15 protein-coding genes are annotated in these 17,244 nt (G+C 62.1%); 5 read left to right on the forward strand and 10 right to left on the reverse strand.

The window, feature by feature from the left end; translation table 11 throughout:
- Window positions 1-42: 42 nt before the first annotated feature.
- Window positions 43-840, forward strand: coding sequence for a 4-hydroxy-tetrahydrodipicolinate reductase (locus HZC36_09540; GenBank protein MBI5707216.1), 798 nt, complete (start codon window positions 43-45; stop codon window positions 838-840).
- On the opposite strand, the gene HZC36_09545 is transcribed toward HZC36_09540, so the two are convergent.
- Window positions 837-1,739, reverse strand: a complete 903-nt coding sequence (locus HZC36_09545; GenBank protein ID MBI5707217.1) for a cation transporter — start codon at window positions 1,737-1,739, stop codon at window positions 837-839. The two genes, HZC36_09540 and HZC36_09545, sit on opposite strands and share 4 nt — an antisense overlap.
- A 96-nt stretch (window positions 1,740-1,835) precedes the next feature.
- Here HZC36_09545 and recN point away from each other — a divergent pair, with 96 nt between their 5' ends.
- Window positions 1,836-3,506 (forward strand): DNA repair protein RecN, encoded by a 1,671-nt coding sequence (gene recN, locus HZC36_09550; GenBank protein MBI5707218.1) that lies wholly within the window; start codon window positions 1,836-1,838, stop codon window positions 3,504-3,506.
- 157 nt (window positions 3,507-3,663) lie between these two features.
- Here the strand turns inward: recN and HZC36_09555 are convergent, their stop codons facing one another.
- A complete protein-coding gene (locus HZC36_09555; protein ID MBI5707219.1) occupies window positions 3,664-3,861 on the reverse strand; it encodes a hypothetical protein in 198 nt (65 codons plus the stop codon).
- 79 nt (window positions 3,862-3,940) lie between these two features.
- On the opposite strand from HZC36_09555, the gene HZC36_09560 reads away from it, so the two are divergent.
- From HZC36_09560 to HZC36_09570, 3 genes are all read left to right on the forward strand, one after another.
- Window positions 3,941-5,320 carry a twin-arginine translocation signal domain-containing protein gene (locus HZC36_09560; GenBank protein ID MBI5707220.1) on the forward strand — a complete coding sequence of 460 codons (1,380 nt, stop codon included), beginning with the start codon at window positions 3,941-3,943 and terminating at the stop codon, window positions 5,318-5,320.
- A gap of 180 nt (window positions 5,321-5,500) precedes the next feature.
- Window positions 5,501-6,283, forward strand: coding sequence for an SUMF1/EgtB/PvdO family nonheme iron enzyme (locus tag HZC36_09565; protein ID MBI5707221.1), 783 nt, complete (start codon window positions 5,501-5,503; stop codon window positions 6,281-6,283).
- 6 nt (window positions 6,284-6,289) lie between these two features.
- Window positions 6,290-7,276 carry a ThuA domain-containing protein gene (locus HZC36_09570; protein MBI5707222.1) on the forward strand — a complete coding sequence of 329 codons (987 nt, stop codon included), beginning with the start codon at window positions 6,290-6,292 and terminating at the stop codon, window positions 7,274-7,276.
- Between the two features lie 241 nt (window positions 7,277-7,517).
- Here HZC36_09570 and HZC36_09575 read toward each other — a convergent pair whose 3' ends face one another.
- The 8 genes from HZC36_09575 to HZC36_09610 all read right to left on the reverse strand — a co-directional run bounded on the left by HZC36_09575 (window position 7,518) and on the right by HZC36_09610 (window position 17,074).
- Complete coding sequence (locus HZC36_09575) at window positions 7,518-9,137, reverse strand: GMC family oxidoreductase (GenBank protein MBI5707223.1); 1,620 nt, start codon at window positions 9,135-9,137, stop codon at window positions 7,518-7,520.
- Window positions 9,134-9,433, reverse strand: coding sequence for a hypothetical protein (locus HZC36_09580; protein ID MBI5707224.1), 300 nt, complete (start codon window positions 9,431-9,433; stop codon window positions 9,134-9,136). Before HZC36_09580 ends, HZC36_09575 begins: the two co-directional genes overlap by 4 nt.
- A 193-nt stretch (window positions 9,434-9,626) precedes the next feature.
- Window positions 9,627-10,838 (reverse strand): hypothetical protein, encoded by a 1,212-nt coding sequence (locus HZC36_09585; protein MBI5707225.1) that lies wholly within the window; start codon window positions 10,836-10,838, stop codon window positions 9,627-9,629.
- A gap of 706 nt (window positions 10,839-11,544) precedes the next feature.
- Window positions 11,545-12,123: a hypothetical protein gene (locus HZC36_09590; GenBank protein ID MBI5707226.1), complete on the reverse strand. Its 579-nt coding sequence runs from the start codon at window positions 12,121-12,123 to the stop codon at window positions 11,545-11,547.
- Window positions 12,124-12,209: 86 nt separating this feature from the next.
- Complete coding sequence (locus HZC36_09595) at window positions 12,210-13,439, reverse strand: Gfo/Idh/MocA family oxidoreductase (protein MBI5707227.1); 1,230 nt, start codon at window positions 13,437-13,439, stop codon at window positions 12,210-12,212.
- 154 nt (window positions 13,440-13,593) lie between these two features.
- Window positions 13,594-14,982, reverse strand: a complete 1,389-nt coding sequence (locus HZC36_09600; protein ID MBI5707228.1) for a Gfo/Idh/MocA family oxidoreductase — start codon at window positions 14,980-14,982, stop codon at window positions 13,594-13,596.
- Between the two features lie 248 nt (window positions 14,983-15,230).
- A complete protein-coding gene (gene tnpA, locus HZC36_09605) occupies window positions 15,231-15,677 on the reverse strand; it encodes an IS200/IS605 family transposase (GenBank protein ID MBI5707229.1) in 447 nt (148 codons plus the stop codon).
- 494 nt (window positions 15,678-16,171) lie between these two features.
- Complete coding sequence (locus tag HZC36_09610; protein ID MBI5707230.1) at window positions 16,172-17,074, reverse strand: hypothetical protein; 903 nt, start codon at window positions 17,072-17,074, stop codon at window positions 16,172-16,174.
- Between the last annotated feature and the right edge of the window lie 170 nt (window positions 17,075-17,244).

The following is a 17,244-nucleotide window of genomic DNA, read 5'->3' on the forward strand; positions in this document are numbered from 1 at the left end:
TGGTGCCTTAAGCAGCACAGGAGTAAAACCGGGCAAACGGCAATGATCAAAGTCGCTATTTCGGGAGCGGGGGGGCGCATGGGACGGGAAGCCGTACGCGCGGTTGCGGGAGCCGAGGACATGGAGCTGGTGCTGTGCGCCGATCCGTTCTATGCAGGACAAAGCGTCCACGATCTGTGCGGCGGCGGTCCGGAAGGGCTTATTGTGGCCGCCTCGATCGAAGAGACGCTTCAGCCCGGCCAGGCCGACGTGCTGGTCGACCTATCTGTGACAGCATCGGCCGTGCCCAACGCCATCCACGCCATGAACTGTGGCGCGGCGCCGGTCATCGGCACGACTGGCATTTCCTCTGACGGACTGCAAACCCTAAGGGAAACCTCAGATCGAACCGGCATCCCGGCGATGGTGATCCCCAACTTCAGCATCGGCGCGGTGCTCATGATGAAGTTTGCCGAGGAGGCCGCGCGGTGGCTCCCCGACGCCGAGATTATCGAACTCCACCACAACAAGAAGGCCGACGCGCCGAGCGGCACCGCGATGCTCACAGCCGACCGCATCGCCGCCGCTAGAAACGCGTCGCCGGCGGCGGATCCCACGAAGACCGAAAAGGTGGCCGGCGCGCGTGGGGGCAAGCATCACGAGATTGCGATGCACTCCGTACGGCTGCCCGGGCTCCTGGCGCACCAGATGGTGCTCTTCGGCGGGCAAGGCGAGGTGCTCACGATCAAACACGACTCGATGGACCGGTCCAGCTTCATGCCGGGAGTGCTGCTGGCGGTGAGAGGCGTTCGTGGGCTCTCGGGGCTGACCGTCGGGCTGGACGTTCTGCTGTTCGGTTAGCCTCCGTGCTCTCTCTTTCGGTGCTCGACCTCGGCCTCGAATGGCTCATAGTGGATGCTGACCGTGGCGCCACCAAGCGCTGATTTCAGTTCTGCCTCGATTTCTTCGGCCAGCTCGTGCGCCCGGACAAATGGCAGGGCATCGTCGAGCATCACGTGCAGATCGACGAACCGCAGGTTTCCCACCATGCGCGAGCGCAGGTTGTGATATCCCCGCACCTCGGGGTGTTCGGCGAGTATCTGCTTCAGCATCTCGGTCTCGTCGATGGGAAGCGCTCCATCCATCAGCGGGTGCACCAGCCCGCGGAGCCTCTTGATGGCGCCGGCCATCGCCAAGAGCGTGAAGACCGCAGCAGCCACAGGGTCCAGGATCGACTCTTTGGTCAATCCCACCAACAGCATCCCCACAAGCACCCCAAATGCGGCGGCCGTGTCCGCCTTGAGGTGAAGGGCTTCAGACTCCAGCGACGCCGACGGGTGCTTTCTGGCTACCCGAAGAAGGTGAGATGCCACCAGGAAGTTAGCCGCCATGGCATAGAGCATTGAGGCCGCGCCCCAATCCCAGCGGATCTCCTGAGGCTGGACGACGCGTGTATAGGCAGCCCAGAGGATGAAGATGCTGGAGCCCAGAATGACCACCATCTGCACGGCGCTCGCCAGCAATTCGGCTTTGCCGTGGCCATAGGGGTGGCCCTCGTCGGGAGGCTTTGCCGCATAGCGCACGGTCGCCAGCGCGACACCAGACATGGCGATGTCCATGATGGATTGAAGGCCCTCAGCCAGGACGCTGATCGAGCCGCTCAGCCATGCGGCGGCAAGCTTGACGACGACGACCACCACGGTCGAAACCAGGGAAACCGTGGCGGCCCGCTGCACCGCTCGCAACGCTTGCTCGGCCATCGCAGTCTGGATTGTGGCAGGTCTATGGCGCGGCGTTTTGCCCCTGCTGTCGAGGGTCCTGGCCCGCTAGCCAACCGTCCATAATCCTGAGACCGAATGATCGTCGAACTCTCCGCCGAGAACGTGGCCATCCTGGACAAGGCGCTCCTCAGCCTTGGGCCGGGGTTCACCGTGCTCACCGGCGAGACCGGCGCGGGCAAATCGCTGCTGATCGACGCGATCGAATTGGCCCTCGGCGCCCGTGGCGATTCGGACCTCGTTCGGTCGGGCTGCAGCAGGGCTACCGTCAATTTGACGGTTGATCTCTCGGCCCGTCCTGACCTTGTAAAGGCTCTGGCGGACCTCGGCCATCACCTCGAGGACAGCCTCCTCTTCATCCAGCGGGAAGTCTTCGCCGAAGGCCGATCCCAAGGGCGCATTCAGGGAAAGCTGTCGCCAGTATCGGCCTTAAAGCAGGTTGGGCAGCTTCTGGTCGACCTGCACGGGCAGCACGACCACCAGAGCCTTTTGCACCCCGAACGGCACGTCGAATTCCTGGATGCTTGGGTCGGCGAACCGGCTCAAGCGGCTCTGAGCCAAGTTGCCGATTCTTGGCAAGCGTTCAGCCAGTTGGAGCGTCGTCTCGCCGCCCTCAGAACGGGACGGCGCGAACGCGAGCAGCGCGCCGATATGCTGCGCTATCAGGTCGCCGAGATCGAGGAGGCTGCCCCGGCCATCGGCGAATCGGCGGAGACCGAAGCGCTCTTGAGCCGCCTGACCCACGCCCAGCGCTTGCGCACCTCTGTCGAAGAGGCCCTGGAAGCGCTCTCCCGCCGCGAAGGATCCGCGCAGGAGGCGATCGGCAGCGCGACGCGACAGCTTGGCGAGCTTGTGGCGCTCGACGCCGAGATCGACGCTTGCCTTTTGCCTTTGCGCGAAGCGGGCTTTTTGCTCGACGAAGCGCTTGAAAGGCTGCGCGCCTACGCCGAAGGAATCGAGGCGGACCCCAAGCGCCTCCAAGATTTGGCGGATCGGCTGGAGACGCTCAAACGGCTTCGGCGCAAGTACGGCGAGACAGACGAGGAAGTCCTTGCGTTCTTGGCTCGGGCGAAAGAGGAGCTTGGGATGCTTGAGGACGACTCGGAGGGCGAAGAAGCGCTTAGAGAACGAACCGCCGAGGCACGAGAAGCGCACCGCGCCGCTTGCGTAAGCCTAACCTCATTGCGGATGGAGGGCTCGACGACCTTCTGCACTCGTGTCGCTGACGAACTGCGCGATCTGGCGATGGTTCGGGCCCAATTCGGAGTTTCGGTCACCCCGAAAGAGCCTGACGCCACCGGCGCCGACGCGATCGAATTTGCCTTCTCGGCCAACCTTGGAGAGCCGATGCGTCCTCTCGCCAAGATCGCCAGCGGCGGCGAAATGGCGCGCCTGATGCTCGCGCTGAAGACGGCGCTCGCAGGCAAGGCCGGCGTGCCGACCCTGATCTTCGACGAGGTGGAGGCGGGGCTCGGCGGTCCCACCGCGTCCGTGGTCGGCAAGAAGCTCGAGGAGCTTGGGCGGCAATATCAGGTGATCGTCATCAGCCACCTGCCGCAGATTGCGGGGCGGGCCGGGGCTCACTACCGCATTGAGAAGACTGAGTCCGGTGGGCGCGTCGCCACGTCGTTGCGGGCGCTGAGCCCGTCGGATCGCGTGGAAGAGATCGCCCGCATGCTGGCGGGCGAAGAGATCGGCGAGACCGCCCGCGCGCATGCGGTGGAGCTGCTGGCAGCAATACCGGATTGAGAGTTCTCTCTGCGTTCAGTTGCCAACAGCAGAGGCCGTCTCGCTGCAGCCAGCACTCGACTTTGCGCTTGTTTGCGCCTTCGCGCCTTGGCGAGAGATCATAGCTGTTCCTCCGATTGCAGACTTGAGCTCGCAATCCCAATCATCAGCAGGCAAGCTAGTCACACTTGATGGCCTTTCTGAGGCACCAGAAGGCCCCAGCCGCGCACGATAGGCTCAGCGAATAGAGACCCATAGAGTTCCAAATCCCGAACTTGGGATTGCACACGCGCGGATCGAAGGTCATGGACAGGCAGACGCCTGCCAGGATCAGCAGCAACCCCGAAAGAGCCCATGCATCGCGCCGGGACTTCACGGGTCGAGATTACCGAAGTCCTCCCCAACCCCATTCCCTTGGCCAATCGTCAATAATGGAACCTAAGGGGTGCCCAAAGATGGGAACGAAGAAAAACCAAACCTCGCGACGACAGTTTTTGCAGACCACCGGTGGCCTCGCCGCCGCCTCCCTCCTTCCGAATATCGCCAAAGCCGGCGTCCATACCCAAGGCTCGGGTGAGATTCGCGTCGCCCTCATCGGCTGCGGTGGACGCGGCAGCGGCGCGGCGATTAACGCGCTCAGCGTGAAGAACGGTCCGGTGAAGCTCTGGGCCATGGCCGACGTCTTCGAGGATCGCCTCAACGGAAGCTGGGACAACATCAAGAACCAACTTGGCGACAAGGTGGACGTGCCCAAGGACCGGCGGTTCCTCGGCTTCGACGCCTACAAGAAGGCCATGGACAGCCTCAGGCCCGGCGACGTGGCGATTCTGACCACGCCGCCCGGATTCCGTTGGCTCCACTACCAGTACGCAATCTCCAAGAAGCTGAACGTGTTCATGGAGAAGCCGATCACGGTCGATGGCCCTCAGAGCAAGAAGATGATCGAGCTCAACGTGCTCGCCAAGGCGGCGGGGCTCAAGGTCGGCGTGGGCCTCATGTCGCGCCACACCATCGGCATGCAGGAGCTCGCCAAGCGCATCCAGGACGGCGAACTCGGCGAGATATTGCTGATGCGCGGCTACCGGATGCACGGGCCGGCGGCCTCCTCGCAGTCCACACCGAAGCCGGACAACATGTCGGACATCGAGTACCAGATCCGCCGGTTCCACAGCTTCCTCTGGGCAAGCGGCGGCTGCTACAACGACTTCTACATCCACCATATCGACCACCTCTGCTGGATGAAGGGCGCCTACCCGGTCAAGGCGCAGGGCGTAGGCGGCCGGCACTACAAGGTCAACCGTGAGGGCGTGCCGTTCATCGACCAGAACTTCGACGCCTATTCCGTGGAATACACCTTCGCCGATGGAAGCAAGTTCTTCTTCGACGGCAGATGCATGGACGGCGCGGCGGGGATCTACTCAAGCTATGTGCACGGCACCAAGGGCGTGGGAATCGTGGCGCGCTCGGGCGACTTCGGGGGTCCGCAAGCCATCTTCAAGAACCAGAACATGGAAGCGTCCAGCTTGGCGTGGCAATCCACCGACCGCAGCAACCCTTACCAGAACGAATGGGAAGTGTTGATCGACCGGATCCGTGCCAACCAGGAGCACAACGAGGTCGAGACGGGGATCCGGACCTGCGCGGTGACGAGCATGGGCCGCATGGCGGCGCACACGGGCCAGGAGATCACGTACGAGCAGTTCCTGAACTGCCCGCACGAGTTTGTCCCGAACGTCGCTGAACTTGACTACGCCAAGCCCGCGCCCGTGATGCCGGGAGCTGATGGGAAGTATCCGATCCCGCAGCCAGGCGTCAAGAAAGATAGAGAGTACTGACGATTACGGATTTCGGATTGCGGATGGCGGATTGCCGAACACGGAATTCGGAAGTCCGTCCGTCGAATGCATTTTGCGTGATAGAAGTTGACGTGGGACGCCTTGTTCCCAACGCGTCTTGCATTCCGTAATCTGCAATCCGCAATCTGCAGTCCGAGATCCGCAATCCGTTGAACGACCATGATCACCAGCATTCTGTTTGCCGTCGCAGGGCCGATGTCGGTCCCGCAAGACCTCAAGGCTTACTCTGAGAAGCTCCCCAAATCCACCATCGAGATCAAGATGGTGCCGATCCCCGGCGGGAAGGTGAAGGTCGGGGAAAAGACGGTCGACGTCGCTCCGTTCTATATGGCCACCACGGAAACGCCGTGGGAGGTGTTCGACCAGTACCTGCTGAGCGGCGAGCCCTCGAAGCCCTATGATCAGACCGTCTTCGGTCCCGATGTGATCGCGCGGCCAAGCTACAGCTACATCCTCCCGGACCTCGGCTGGGGCCACGAGGGGTATCCGGTGATCAACGTCACGTCCACGACGGTCGAGATGTTCTTCCGCTGGCTCCGCACCACAACCAAGAAGAAGTATCGTCTGCCAACCGAAGCCGAGTGGCAATGGGCCTGTCAAGCCGGCGTCGACGGTGAGTTGAAGTTGAGCAGCGAGGAATTGGACAAATCTGCCTGGCACAAAGGAAACAGCGCAGGCATGACGCACCCCGTGGGAGAGAAGGCCGCGAACAAGCTGGGGCTCTTCGACATCCTGGGCAATGTGGGCGAGTGGGCGACGGATGCCGACGGCAAGCCCGTGCTCTGCGGCGGCGACTTCCTCCTCGAGGCCGAAAAACAGAACTCCACCCTGCGGCGGCGCTATCAGCCCAACTGGCAAGAGACCGATCCTCAATTACCCAAAAGCCGCTGGTGGCTGGCCGACGCGCCCTTCGCAGGATTTCGCATCGTCTGCGAGAAGTAGCGTTCTATGGGGCTCATGGCATTGGCAGTTCTGGCCTCCTCGCTTTCGCAGGCGCCGGAAGACCGCCTGATCTTCGAAGGGGAACGAGGGCCCGGCAAAGGCACTCATGTGGTGCTTCTTGCCGGTGATGAGGAATACCGCTCCGAAGAGGGGCTGCCCCAACTCGCCAAGATCCTCTCTCATCGCCACGGCTTCCGCTGCACGGTGCTGTTTTCACTTGGGAAGGACGGCACGATCGATCCGGACCGTCACGACAACCAGCCCGGCCTCGAGGCGCTGAAGACCGCCGACCTCTGCATCCTGCTGCTTCGGTTCCGCGAATGGCCCGAGGATCAGATGAAGCACTTTGCCGACTACTACCTCGCCGGCAAGCCCTTCCTGGCGCTAAGGACCAGCACCCACGCCTTCGACCTGAAATCGGGCCCCTATGCCCGCTACGGCTGGAAGAGCTCGGACTGGCCAGGCGGATTCGGCAAGCAGGTGCTGGGTGAGAACTGGGTCAGCCATTGGGGCATCCATGGGCAGCAGGCAACGCGAGCCATCGCGGTCAAAGAGCACCCCATGCTAAAGGGCGTTTCGGATATCTTTGGAACGACAGACGTCTACGAAGCGCATCCGCCCGCGGCCGCCGAAATCCTTATGCGTGGCCAGGTGGTGGCGGGCATGGCGGCGGCCGATCCGGCGGCATCTGGCAGAAAGAAGACCGCCTATGGCGTCGAGCAAGACCTGAACGACCCGATGATGCCGATCGTGTGGACGCGCTCAGTCAAAAACGAAACGGGAAAGACCAATCGCATCCTGACATGCACCATGGGCGCGGCCACCGACCTCCTGAACGAGGGGTTTCGGCGTCTGGTGGTGAACGGGACCTACTGGTTGACGGGGCTCCCCGTCCCGTCCAAAGCCAACGTGGAGCTGGTGGGCGAATATCACCCGAGCGCGTTTGGGTTTGGGGGCTACAAGAAGGGCTTGAAGCCGAAGGACTTACGGTAACTCAGGCAAGGCTCTGTCTCCACCCCTCCCGACTTCGTTCCCCTCACTACGCTCGGCGGGATCTGCGACAACCCCCTCCTTCCCGACAAGCCGGGACTCGGAAGCATTTACGGACCAAAGCGAGGAAGGGGCTGCCTCGCCTTTCATTCCTCGCTCCTCTCTCCTCGCCCTTCGCCCATCGCCCTTCGCTCTTCGCAATTCGTCAGTGAATAGATGCCTCAACGCCTCAACGCCATAGTGCCTAGTTCGCCCCAAACCTCCCTGCCGACCGCATCGCCGTCGCCAGCACCGTGAGCACCGGATTGAACCCACCGTTCGTGACGTGAACGGAGGCGTCGCAGACGAGCAGGTTCTCATGCCCGAACACCCGGCCCTGGTGATCGACCACGCCCCGTTCCGGCGAGGCCGCCATCCGGCACGTCCCCGCCTGGTGCTGTCCGGCGCTCATGCCCAAACCGACAGGCCGCGGATAGACCTCCTTTGCTCCCGCTTCCTGGAGCCACTGGACGGCTTTATCCCGCATAAAGAGCGCAGTCTTGACAGTCTCCGGGTGCGTGGTCCCGGAGAGCCTTGCCACAGGGACCCCGAGGCTGTCGAAGGTCTTCGTGGACAGGGTGACCCGGGACTCTGGGCTGGGGATATCCTGTGTCGGTCCGAAGATGTGGAAGGAGCGCAAAAAGTGGCTTCGGATCCACTCCTTGTAGGCCAGACCGTACTTTGGAATGTGCGGCGGGGGCGCCTCCCGGGCAAACCAAACCGGAAGTGGGATGAAATCGTCGGCGAGCATGCCGCCGCCGATCACGCCAGGGTTTCCGTGGCTGAACTCCATCACGGCGACCGTCGCTCCAGGCCCAACCAGGTCTGAGATCAAATCGTCGAAAACCGCGAAAGCTCCCGGATAGAGGTGGCCCTGTAGATTTCGGCCGACCCAGTCGTGGTTGTTGCCGATACCGTTCGGCTCTTGGGGCGTTCTGGAGTAAAGCAGCAGCCGGGGGGTCTCGATAGCCCCGCACGCCAGCGCGACGACGTCGGCACGAACCTCTTCAGCCTTCCCCTCGCGCACGACCTCGACCCCCGTCACCTTTCCGCCGCTGTCGGTGAGCAGCCGTGTGACGCGAGACTCCGTCCAGAGATCGCAGCCATCGTGCATCAGGGCTTTCGGAAGCACGGTGTTATGGGTTCCGTTTTTGGCGTTCTGCGAGCAGCCAAACCCAACGCAAAACTGGCCTCCCACACAGGCGCCTCTGCCGCCGAACTTGCGCGAGTTGATCAGTAGCGGTACGCGCTGATGGGCCCAGCCCAGACGGTCTGCTGCCGCTTGCAGGGGGCCCGTCCGGTAGGTCGCAGGTAACGCATCCATCGGGTAATCCCGGCGCTCGGGCATCGTGCGCGAGGGCGGGCCGCCGCTGACCCCCATCTCCCACTCGATCGCCTCGTAGTAAGGCGCGAGTTCCTCGTAGTCGATCGGCCAGTCGGCGAGCGAACTGCCACCGGGAATCCCGTAGGAGCTCGCCATGCAGAAGTCGAGCGGGTGGTACCGCCAGGCCTGCGCCCCATAGACCCGCGTTCCTCCGCCGACCCCCATGGCGTTATTCTGGTACGCCCCTTCGTGGGGCCGATAGACTCCTTCGGAGCCGTCCGGCGAGACGAACTCGCGCGGGTTGCCGTCGAGCTCGGGGCCCATGTTGTGGCCATAGCGGCTGAAGCGATGGTTCCTGAGAACGTCCCGGCCCAGCCACCCCGGAGGATAGTCGTGCCCGCGCTCGATGATGAGCACGCGCTTGCCCTTTTCGGCAAACTGCCAGGCAGCCACGCCGCCGCCTGCGCCCGCGCCAATGACGATCACGTCGAAGTCGCTCAAGGGTCCGTCACCTTGAACCCTATGTCGGCCCAGGACCCGGTTTCCGGGTAACCGTAGTACACGTCCCGGACCATTTCGATGAGAAGCTGGGCGAATCGGTGGCTTGGGTCTGCCAAGTCGGATTCTTCGAGCGCCGGCAGGCCCCGTTGAAAGGCAAGAAGGACTTCGGGAGTCTCAGCCTCGATGAGCTCCACCATCCGCTGCACACAGACTGCTGATCCGGCGCCGGGGGTCTTGTCTGGGGGGATCACCCAGTCCATCGCCTGAGAGAGTTTGGCAAGTTCGGCTTCGGTCATGGGTCTGGAGAGTTTCGTAGGGGAGCTTACACCGGAGGTACCGCCGCTCGCGAGATGCCTCCGCATACACCAGGAATGCCTCCGCCTCTTTGAGGTGGAGGCTTCCAGTTGCGAATCGGATGTGAGTCCAAGCCTCCACCTCGGAAGAGGCGGAGGCATCAGATTCTGGGGAGCTCAGGCCGCGAGGCAATACTCAGGGCCGGGGCTTCTCAAGGTTCATCGACCAAGGACCTCCGTCGGGAGCGATAGGGATCGAGACCCTTCCAACCCGTGCCCGCCGATAGGCCGCCTCATAGGAGGGCTTGGCAAACCGTTCGGGAACCCACCCTCGAACCACCGAAGCCGCGAAGAGCGCCAAGCACAGCAAGCCAAGAGCCTGAACCACGCGCGAGGACTTCATCTCGGCAAGCGTGGCAAAGCCTCCAACAAGGCATAGCCCCATCAGGAAGAAGTACCGCTCGCCTTGGCCGGGGGTGCCGAGACCATACCAAGTGGCTCCCGAACGAAGCGCAAGCAAGAAGCAGATGATCGCCAGGATCGCGAGCCCCCGGATCAGCAGCGGGCCCTTCTTTGCCAAATAGGCAAGGAAGGCGATTGTGATTACTGTCTTGAGGAGCTCGATCGGGTCCAGAGTCACCGAGTAGCCGCCCGCTGTTGGATAGGCAGTGACGGCGTCCCACACCTTCTTCGCGATCATGCCGACCAGGGTGGCTGCCTTGTGGTTGCCCGGCGCATCCAGCCGCTCCCCCGTGAACACGAAGAACAGTTGCAGCGCCGAGCAAGGCGCCAATACCATCAGCGCCCAGCCTCGCTCACGAATCTTGGACAGAGCGAACGGCAGCACCAGGATTGCGAAGGGGCCGGAGAGACCAAGAAGAAGCAAGTAGAGGGCGTCCCAAACCCGTGTCTTGAAGCCAGGAGGTCTCGGTGTCAGCACCACCACAAGCCCCCAGACCGCCAAGAACCACTGCGCATGCGCGAGGTTCCCCAAGATGCCTACGTAACTTGGATAAACCGCGAGGCCCGTAGCCAGTGCGAGCCGCGCCCAAGACGAAGGCAGCGCCTCGGCTGCGCGGCGCGAGAGAAGCGCCGCCGCGACGGCGGCATGAATCAGCAATGCCGTCCAGGCGAACACCCCGGCGGCGGCATCGAGCACCAAAGGCATCGTGCCCAGCGAGACGAGTCCGGGGAGCAGGTTCAGATAGCCGTGATAGGGGGTCCAAAGGCTTGAGACGCCCTGGTTCCAAGCCATCTCGAAGAGCTTGCCGTCATCGGAGACGAACGGCGCGCCGGTGACGGCCATGGGGTAGCGCGTGACGAGCAGCATCATGAACGCCGCAAACGCCGCCCACGGCGCCCAGAGTGGGAGGTTTGGCTTCGAATCGCCCGCAAGAGATGGTTCCAAGGCATTGAAGTATCGCACAGCGGAAGCTTCTGGCCCTGGAAGGGCTAGGCTCCCAACTTGGCGTCAAACCTCTGCAGCCTGGAGCCACCCGTCGAAGCTGCGTCATTGAGTGTGAAATGCCTCCGACCCTTCTGGGGTAGAGGCCGATGTTTCTCAAATCCCGGTTCAAAGCCTCCATCCCGATCATCGGGACGGAGGCATCGAATTCTGACGCCCCTCAACACATTGACGCAGCTTCACCGGGGGATAGGAGGGTCACCCGGAAGAGGGGCCACCCGCTGCTGGGAGGCACTCCCTCTCCCCCTCGTCCCCCTGGCGAGATTGGGGGGTCACCCGCCGGTTGGCCGGCCGGCGAATCGGATGAACTCCCTCTCCCCCCTCGTCCCCCTGGCTTACGGTCACTCCGGAGTTGGATGAGTGGGGGAGAGGGCAGGGTGAGGGGGCTCTCTCCAAACGATGGGTATACCAGCCGGACCCTGGGCGCGAAGGAGGTGAGACACCCCCACCCTGCCCTCCCCCGCGCAAGCCAATCCCGCGGAGATCGAACGGCTTTCGGTGCGCAGGGGAGGGAGATTCTCCGCGCAGATCGCCCCAGACCTCCCGGAGTCGGTGTGGGGCCTGCCCCGCGCCTGACGGGGCACCACCGATCAGCAGGAGATTGAGGGTCACCCGGAAGGAGCGCCACCCGCCGCTCATGCGACCACGATCAGCAGGCGCCGCCAACCAAGTCCTGGCTCAATTCGATGTAGAAGAGGCGCCCGTTGCGAAAGAGGTAGTAGTTCCTCCACCGCATCCCCGTCCCCGACCCGTCATCTTTCTCGCCCTTGACCTTGGGCCACACCTCTTCCCGGCCGTAGATCAGCTCTCGAGCCTGGAACTTCTTGCTCCACATCGTTCGGTACGGCTTGCCGAGGATGCGCTGCACCTCGGTCTCGGTCATGCCGAGGCGAACCCCGTGGTTGGTCTCCGCTTTAATCTTGCCAGGCTTGTGAGAGTCATTGAACTCCTTCACGCGCTCCTCGATTTCCCATTTCTCCAGGCCGGGATAGAGGATGCCCTCGTTCTTCATCATGGCCTTGGTGTCGCCGCTCAGGACGATTCGAAGGTGAGCTCCGTCGCATTCGCCGGTACACAGGAGGTAGAGCTTCTGCCGGGCATCGTATTTGGACGCGCCGTCACGTTCCGCTCCTATCTTCAACCCTCCCAAGGCAGTGTCCAACCGCGAGTCGGCGGAAGCCACGCCCGCGATGGCTAAGGCGATGTAGAGGACACTGAAACGCCACATATCATCCAGTATACGGCATCTATTCCCGCCTCACCACCTTCATGTGTTGAAGCAACAAGGCCGGCAATCCCCCAACCCTCACCCCCCTAGCCCACCGGATCGAACTGCGGCACCCTCATCTGCTTGCCGCCCTTCATCGCCGATTCGTGCGCCACGATCCCCGGCACCGTGATCGCCAGCGACTCGTAGACGTCGATCGCCGGCGGCCTTCCGTGCACCAGCGCGTCCACGAACTCGTGCGTGAGGAACGTGTGCGAGCCCTCGTGGCCGCTGTCGTGCCGCAGCGGCTCGGGCAGCATGTCGGTCTTCCACCACATCGGCTGCTGGTACTCCTCGAACTCGGGAAGCGAGCGCTCGAACCCGCCGGCATCCTTTTCCTTCAGGCCGCTGCGCCGCACGATCACCGGCCCCTGGCCGTTCGTCGTCGGCCCAAAGAAGCTCATGTCGCTGCCGTACCACTGCCCGCGCTCCCCGCCCCGGTGCGCCCCGTACCAGAACACGTTCACCCGGAACGCGTTGCCCTTGTCGGTCTTGAACATCGCGGTCTCGCACATGTAGGGGTTCTTGTATTGGTTGGGCTTCCAGAGGTCGTATTCCGGCCCCCATCCGAGCGCCATCACGCTGGTCAGCCGCTCGCGCGAGAGCCCGACCAGGTACGCCGTGCAGTGCGTGGGATAGCGCATCGGCGGGAAGCCGTGCCGCCAGGTGGGCGTGCCGTCGGCGTTCTTCCATAGCGGCTCCATGCCGGCGTGCTGGTACTCGGCCTCGGTGTAGAAGATGTGCCCGAACTTGCCCGCTTGATAGAACTTGCGCGCGGAGATCACGGACTGGTGGTAGTAGCTCGTCTCCGCCATCATGTAGCTTAGGCCGGTCTTCTTGACCCAGTGCAGGAGCTCCTCGGCCTCGGCGACGCTGCAGCACGCGGGCACGGCGCTGATCACGTGCTTTCCCGCCTTCAGGCAGGCGACGGCGTGGCGCACGTGGTCCGGCGCGCCGGTGAACACCGCCACGGCCTCCACGCTCTTGTCCTTGATGAGCAGTTCGAGGGAATCGTAGGGTTTTCCGCAACGGTAGACGTCCTGAAGCGCCTTTTTGCGCTCGGGCCGGAGGTCGCTGACCGCCTCGACGATGCAGTCGGGATGCTCGTGCCACTGGAAGCTGGTGCCGAATCCTCCGCCGACCACGCCGATGCGGAGCTTCTTGGGCTGTTTGTCGGTGAAAACGCCTGCAACCCCGGGTACCGCCGCCAAAGCCGCGGCCGCGCCTCCGGCCTTTAGCAGGTCTCGGCGCGATGCGTGCCGGCTTACCTTTGACATATTGCCTCCCGACGGTTCTACAGCCGTCCAACATCTAGAGCGAAGCGCCTTTCGGCCCTCCCGGAACCTCTCTCCCCAACCCCTCTCTCCTCCGGAGCAGGAGAGAGGGGCCGCAGTTCGCCTCTCGCTTCTCGCTTCGCGCCACCCGTCGCGCCTACGCCCCCAGCTTGTACTTCGGCAGTACCCACGGTCTGCGGTACGGCCTGGAGTAGGCCAGCGTGTTCTTGCCCGCACGGCCCACGATGTCCATCTTGGCCTTGTCCCAGCGCACCGTCTCACCTGCGTAGAGGCTCGCATTCACGAGGTGGCACACCAGCGTGGTCTGCACCACCGACATGAGGTCGGCCCTCGGCGTGCCTCGGCTCTTCACGCAGTCCAGGAAATCGCGCCAGTGGTCTCCCACCTTCGGCTTCTCCGGCTTCGGAAGCTCCTTGCCGCCGCCATCCAGAATCTGCCATCCGCCGCGCCAGCAGCGAACGGTCTGGCCGTTCGCGCCGACGAACTCGGTGCAATGCCCAGGCTTGCCGGGATGGTCGCGCAGGACGGACCACGTCATGATGAAATCGGGGTCCTTGAACCGGAGCAGCGCCTCAATGGTGTCCGGAGCGTCGCGGTCGTCGTCGGTGATCGCCCACTGGCCGCCATAGGCCGAGACTTCGGTCGGCATCACCAGGTCCTGGTCCTGGCTCATCCCGAGCAGGGCGATATCCATCATGTGAACGCCCCAGTCGGTGGTCAAACCGCCGCCCGTATTCATCACCCAGCGCCAGTTCCAGTGCGTCTTGTTGGTTTGGTACGGCACCATTTTAGCTGGGCCGATCCAGAAATCATAGTCGAAGCCAGCCGGAACCGCCGAAGGTTGGACCTTGCCGATCCGCGTCCCATCGGCAATCCAGGCCCGGCAGTGCGTCACCTTGCCCAGCTTGCCGGAGCGGACGTAATCGATGGCGTTGGTGAACTCGGGGTCGCTGCGCTGCCAGGTGCCCACCTGGACCACGCGCTTGAAGTGCCGCGCAGCGGCGCCCATGCTGACGGCCTCCTGGATGTTGTGGCTGATCGGCTTTTCCTGATAGATGTCCTTGCCGGCCTCGCAGGCGTGAATGCAGTTCAGGGCGTGCCAATGGTCCGGAGTGCCCACGATCACGGCGTCGATGTCCTTGCGCTCCAACATCTTGCGATAGTCTTTATAGGTATCCGGCTTTCTTTTGTACTTGTCTTCAACCGTTTTGATGTCGCCGGGCATGCGATTGTCGTCCACGTCGCAAACCGCAGCTACCTCGACATCGTCAAAACGCATGAGGTTGCGCATGTTGGCCGCGCCCATGCCGCCGCAGCCGATCAGACCGAACACGATCTTCTCGTTGGCCGACTTCTGGGGTTTGGGAGCCGTGTCGGTGTGGACGGCCATCAGGTTGAGGGGGCCGTTCGGGTCGGTTGCCCGCTTGGGGTTCTGGGCCAGGAGCTTGGGGCCTATAGCGATACCAGCGGCAGCCGTTCCGGCTTTGGCGAGGATCTGTCGGCGAGACGGTTCAGACTTGGGCATTTGAGTTCACCTGGAATGGGATTCTGCATGTGCGGTGGATCTTCCTTCACGACCTGTGTGCCTCCAGCATCTCTCTGACCAGAACAGGCCCGGCTGAGTCCCTCAATTGGCTCGAAACAGAGAATTGACCTGATCAATCGCCGCATTAACGGAGGCCGCTTTCAGGCCCGCAGGGCCGACCTGTTGCAGCGAAGGGCGCCAGCCCTGGTGAACCGGCCGCACAAACCGAAGAGGCCTGTAGGGCCGACCTAATCCCACACGTAACGGTCGTCGAACTCGATCCCGGCTATCCGCAAAAGCTCCCGAAACTCCTCCTGAAACGACACCTTCCGGTGATGCTCCTCTTGGCCTTGGATGTACCGGACGCACGCGGCCACCCCATCCTCGTTCAACGACATAGCCCCATATCCCGCCTGCCAGGCAAAGGATGGCAGACCCTTCGACTTGAGCCACCGGGAGCTCGACGACTTCACCTTTTCGACGACCTCTGCTATCGTCAACGTGCGCGAGAGTCGAAAGAGGATGTGCACATGATCTTCGACGCCGCCGACCTGAAGCACTGGACAGTTCAGGTTCTTCAGGACCGTCGCCAGATAGGGATAGAGCTCTTCGCGGATTGCGGGTGCCAACGCAGGATCTCTGGCTTTGGTGGAGAACACCAGGTGCACCAGGATGTTGGAGAGCGACTGCGGCATCTCAGGACTAGTTCGCCCTTACAGGGCTCTCCTCCTTTGGGCGGCTTCTCCCCAGGGCTAGCGCCCTTCGCTTCAACAAGTCGGCCCTTCGGGCCTCGCCTACCACATTCTCACTCGGAGCAATTCCTCAGATGGTTGGTTTCCGGTCTTTCGTATGAAAGTTAAATAAGAACGCCTCTTATCGACAACGATGCTAACCATGTCTGGCGCGATGCACTCGAAGCGGAATTTCAAGGAAAGCTGCTCTCTCGAACTGCCACGGTAGAGGATAAAAGTCGCCTGCCCAACGCTGACTTCTTGCCGAGGAATCCTAACTAGGAAGGCATAGTGTCCTTCTTTGGAGTAATCAGTAATAACTGCACCCCATGTTTGGGCTTGAGCCTTAAGCTCCGCTATCCCAAGAGTCCGGTAACTAATCGACCAGTCGTCTGAGTGCTGAACTTGTGCGACCCCGAACAACATGCAGGCAGTCACTAATAGGCAAAGTCGCTCTATCACCACTTGGGTCGCCTCTTGGCACAATAGGTGCCGCATTTGGTTGTGTAAATTGGAGTCCAGAATGGATCGTGAGGCGCAGGCCACCCTGTCGGATAGAAGTTATGTCGTGTCGGATGCGCGGCATGGTAATCTGGGTCAATGATTCCAACACATTCGGGTTGAACTGGCCTTTCGCCATGCTTGTCAGACCAACTGCCGTTGGCATCTTGCCTGATAAAGTGATAGTCCGGATATTGGGAGATGTATACCTTTACTTTGTAATAGCCCACAGGGCAGCGACCGTTTGAAGGAAGGTTAATCAAGGCTCCGTCGCGTTTTGCCATCGCGACAAGGTAGGAACAATTGCTAGTTAGCATGTCGGGATTTGGGGCCGGTCCTTGCCCTGACACGTATGATTGCCATCCCGGACGAAAGCTAAAATCCACATCACATGCAGCAGTATAGCAGTTGTGATCACGATCATTGCGGTCATAGATAGGAGGTGCAGCTTGTTTAAGCATAACCCTAATGCCTAACGAGGACTGATAGCCACTAGTATCAACTGACGTAGTCGGCTGATTCGAGGCATAGCCATAGGCAGGCTCGGCGGGCCAAAACGGGTCCACGGTCATCCATCGGCCGTTAACCTGCTGCAATTCTCGTGCTCGAACATACGTCCGAGTTGTGGAGTCTCGATAATAGCCAAGCGTGCCGCCGAACTTGAACGGCGTTACACTAGATCCAGTTGAAGATCTGATTTCGCCAAAGGGCCAATAGATGTAAGTGTCCGTCTTCGTTTGTGTGCTGTCCAGCAACGCCACTGTGTTCCCTTGCGGGTCGGGAACGTAGTCCCGCTCGACGCCATTGCGAACCTCGGAGACGACCTCACCGTCGATCACGCAATAATCTGTCACTGCCATTTTCGACTCCCTCTGATGCGTCCGATCTCCCGGTCAGTATAGCAGGGGTATGGATCGGTCCACAAGTGGTTTTTGATATCGACCGTGTTCTGTTCGCACTTGTCCCTTATGCCACATGGTCGAAGGGCGCCCGTCCCCGAATTCCTCCCCAGGTACACTGAACTCCCCCA

The organism is Armatimonadota bacterium, from assembly GCA_016223145.1.
Classification (GTDB): Bacteria; Armatimonadota; Fimbriimonadia; order Fimbriimonadales; family Fimbriimonadaceae; genus Nitrosymbiomonas.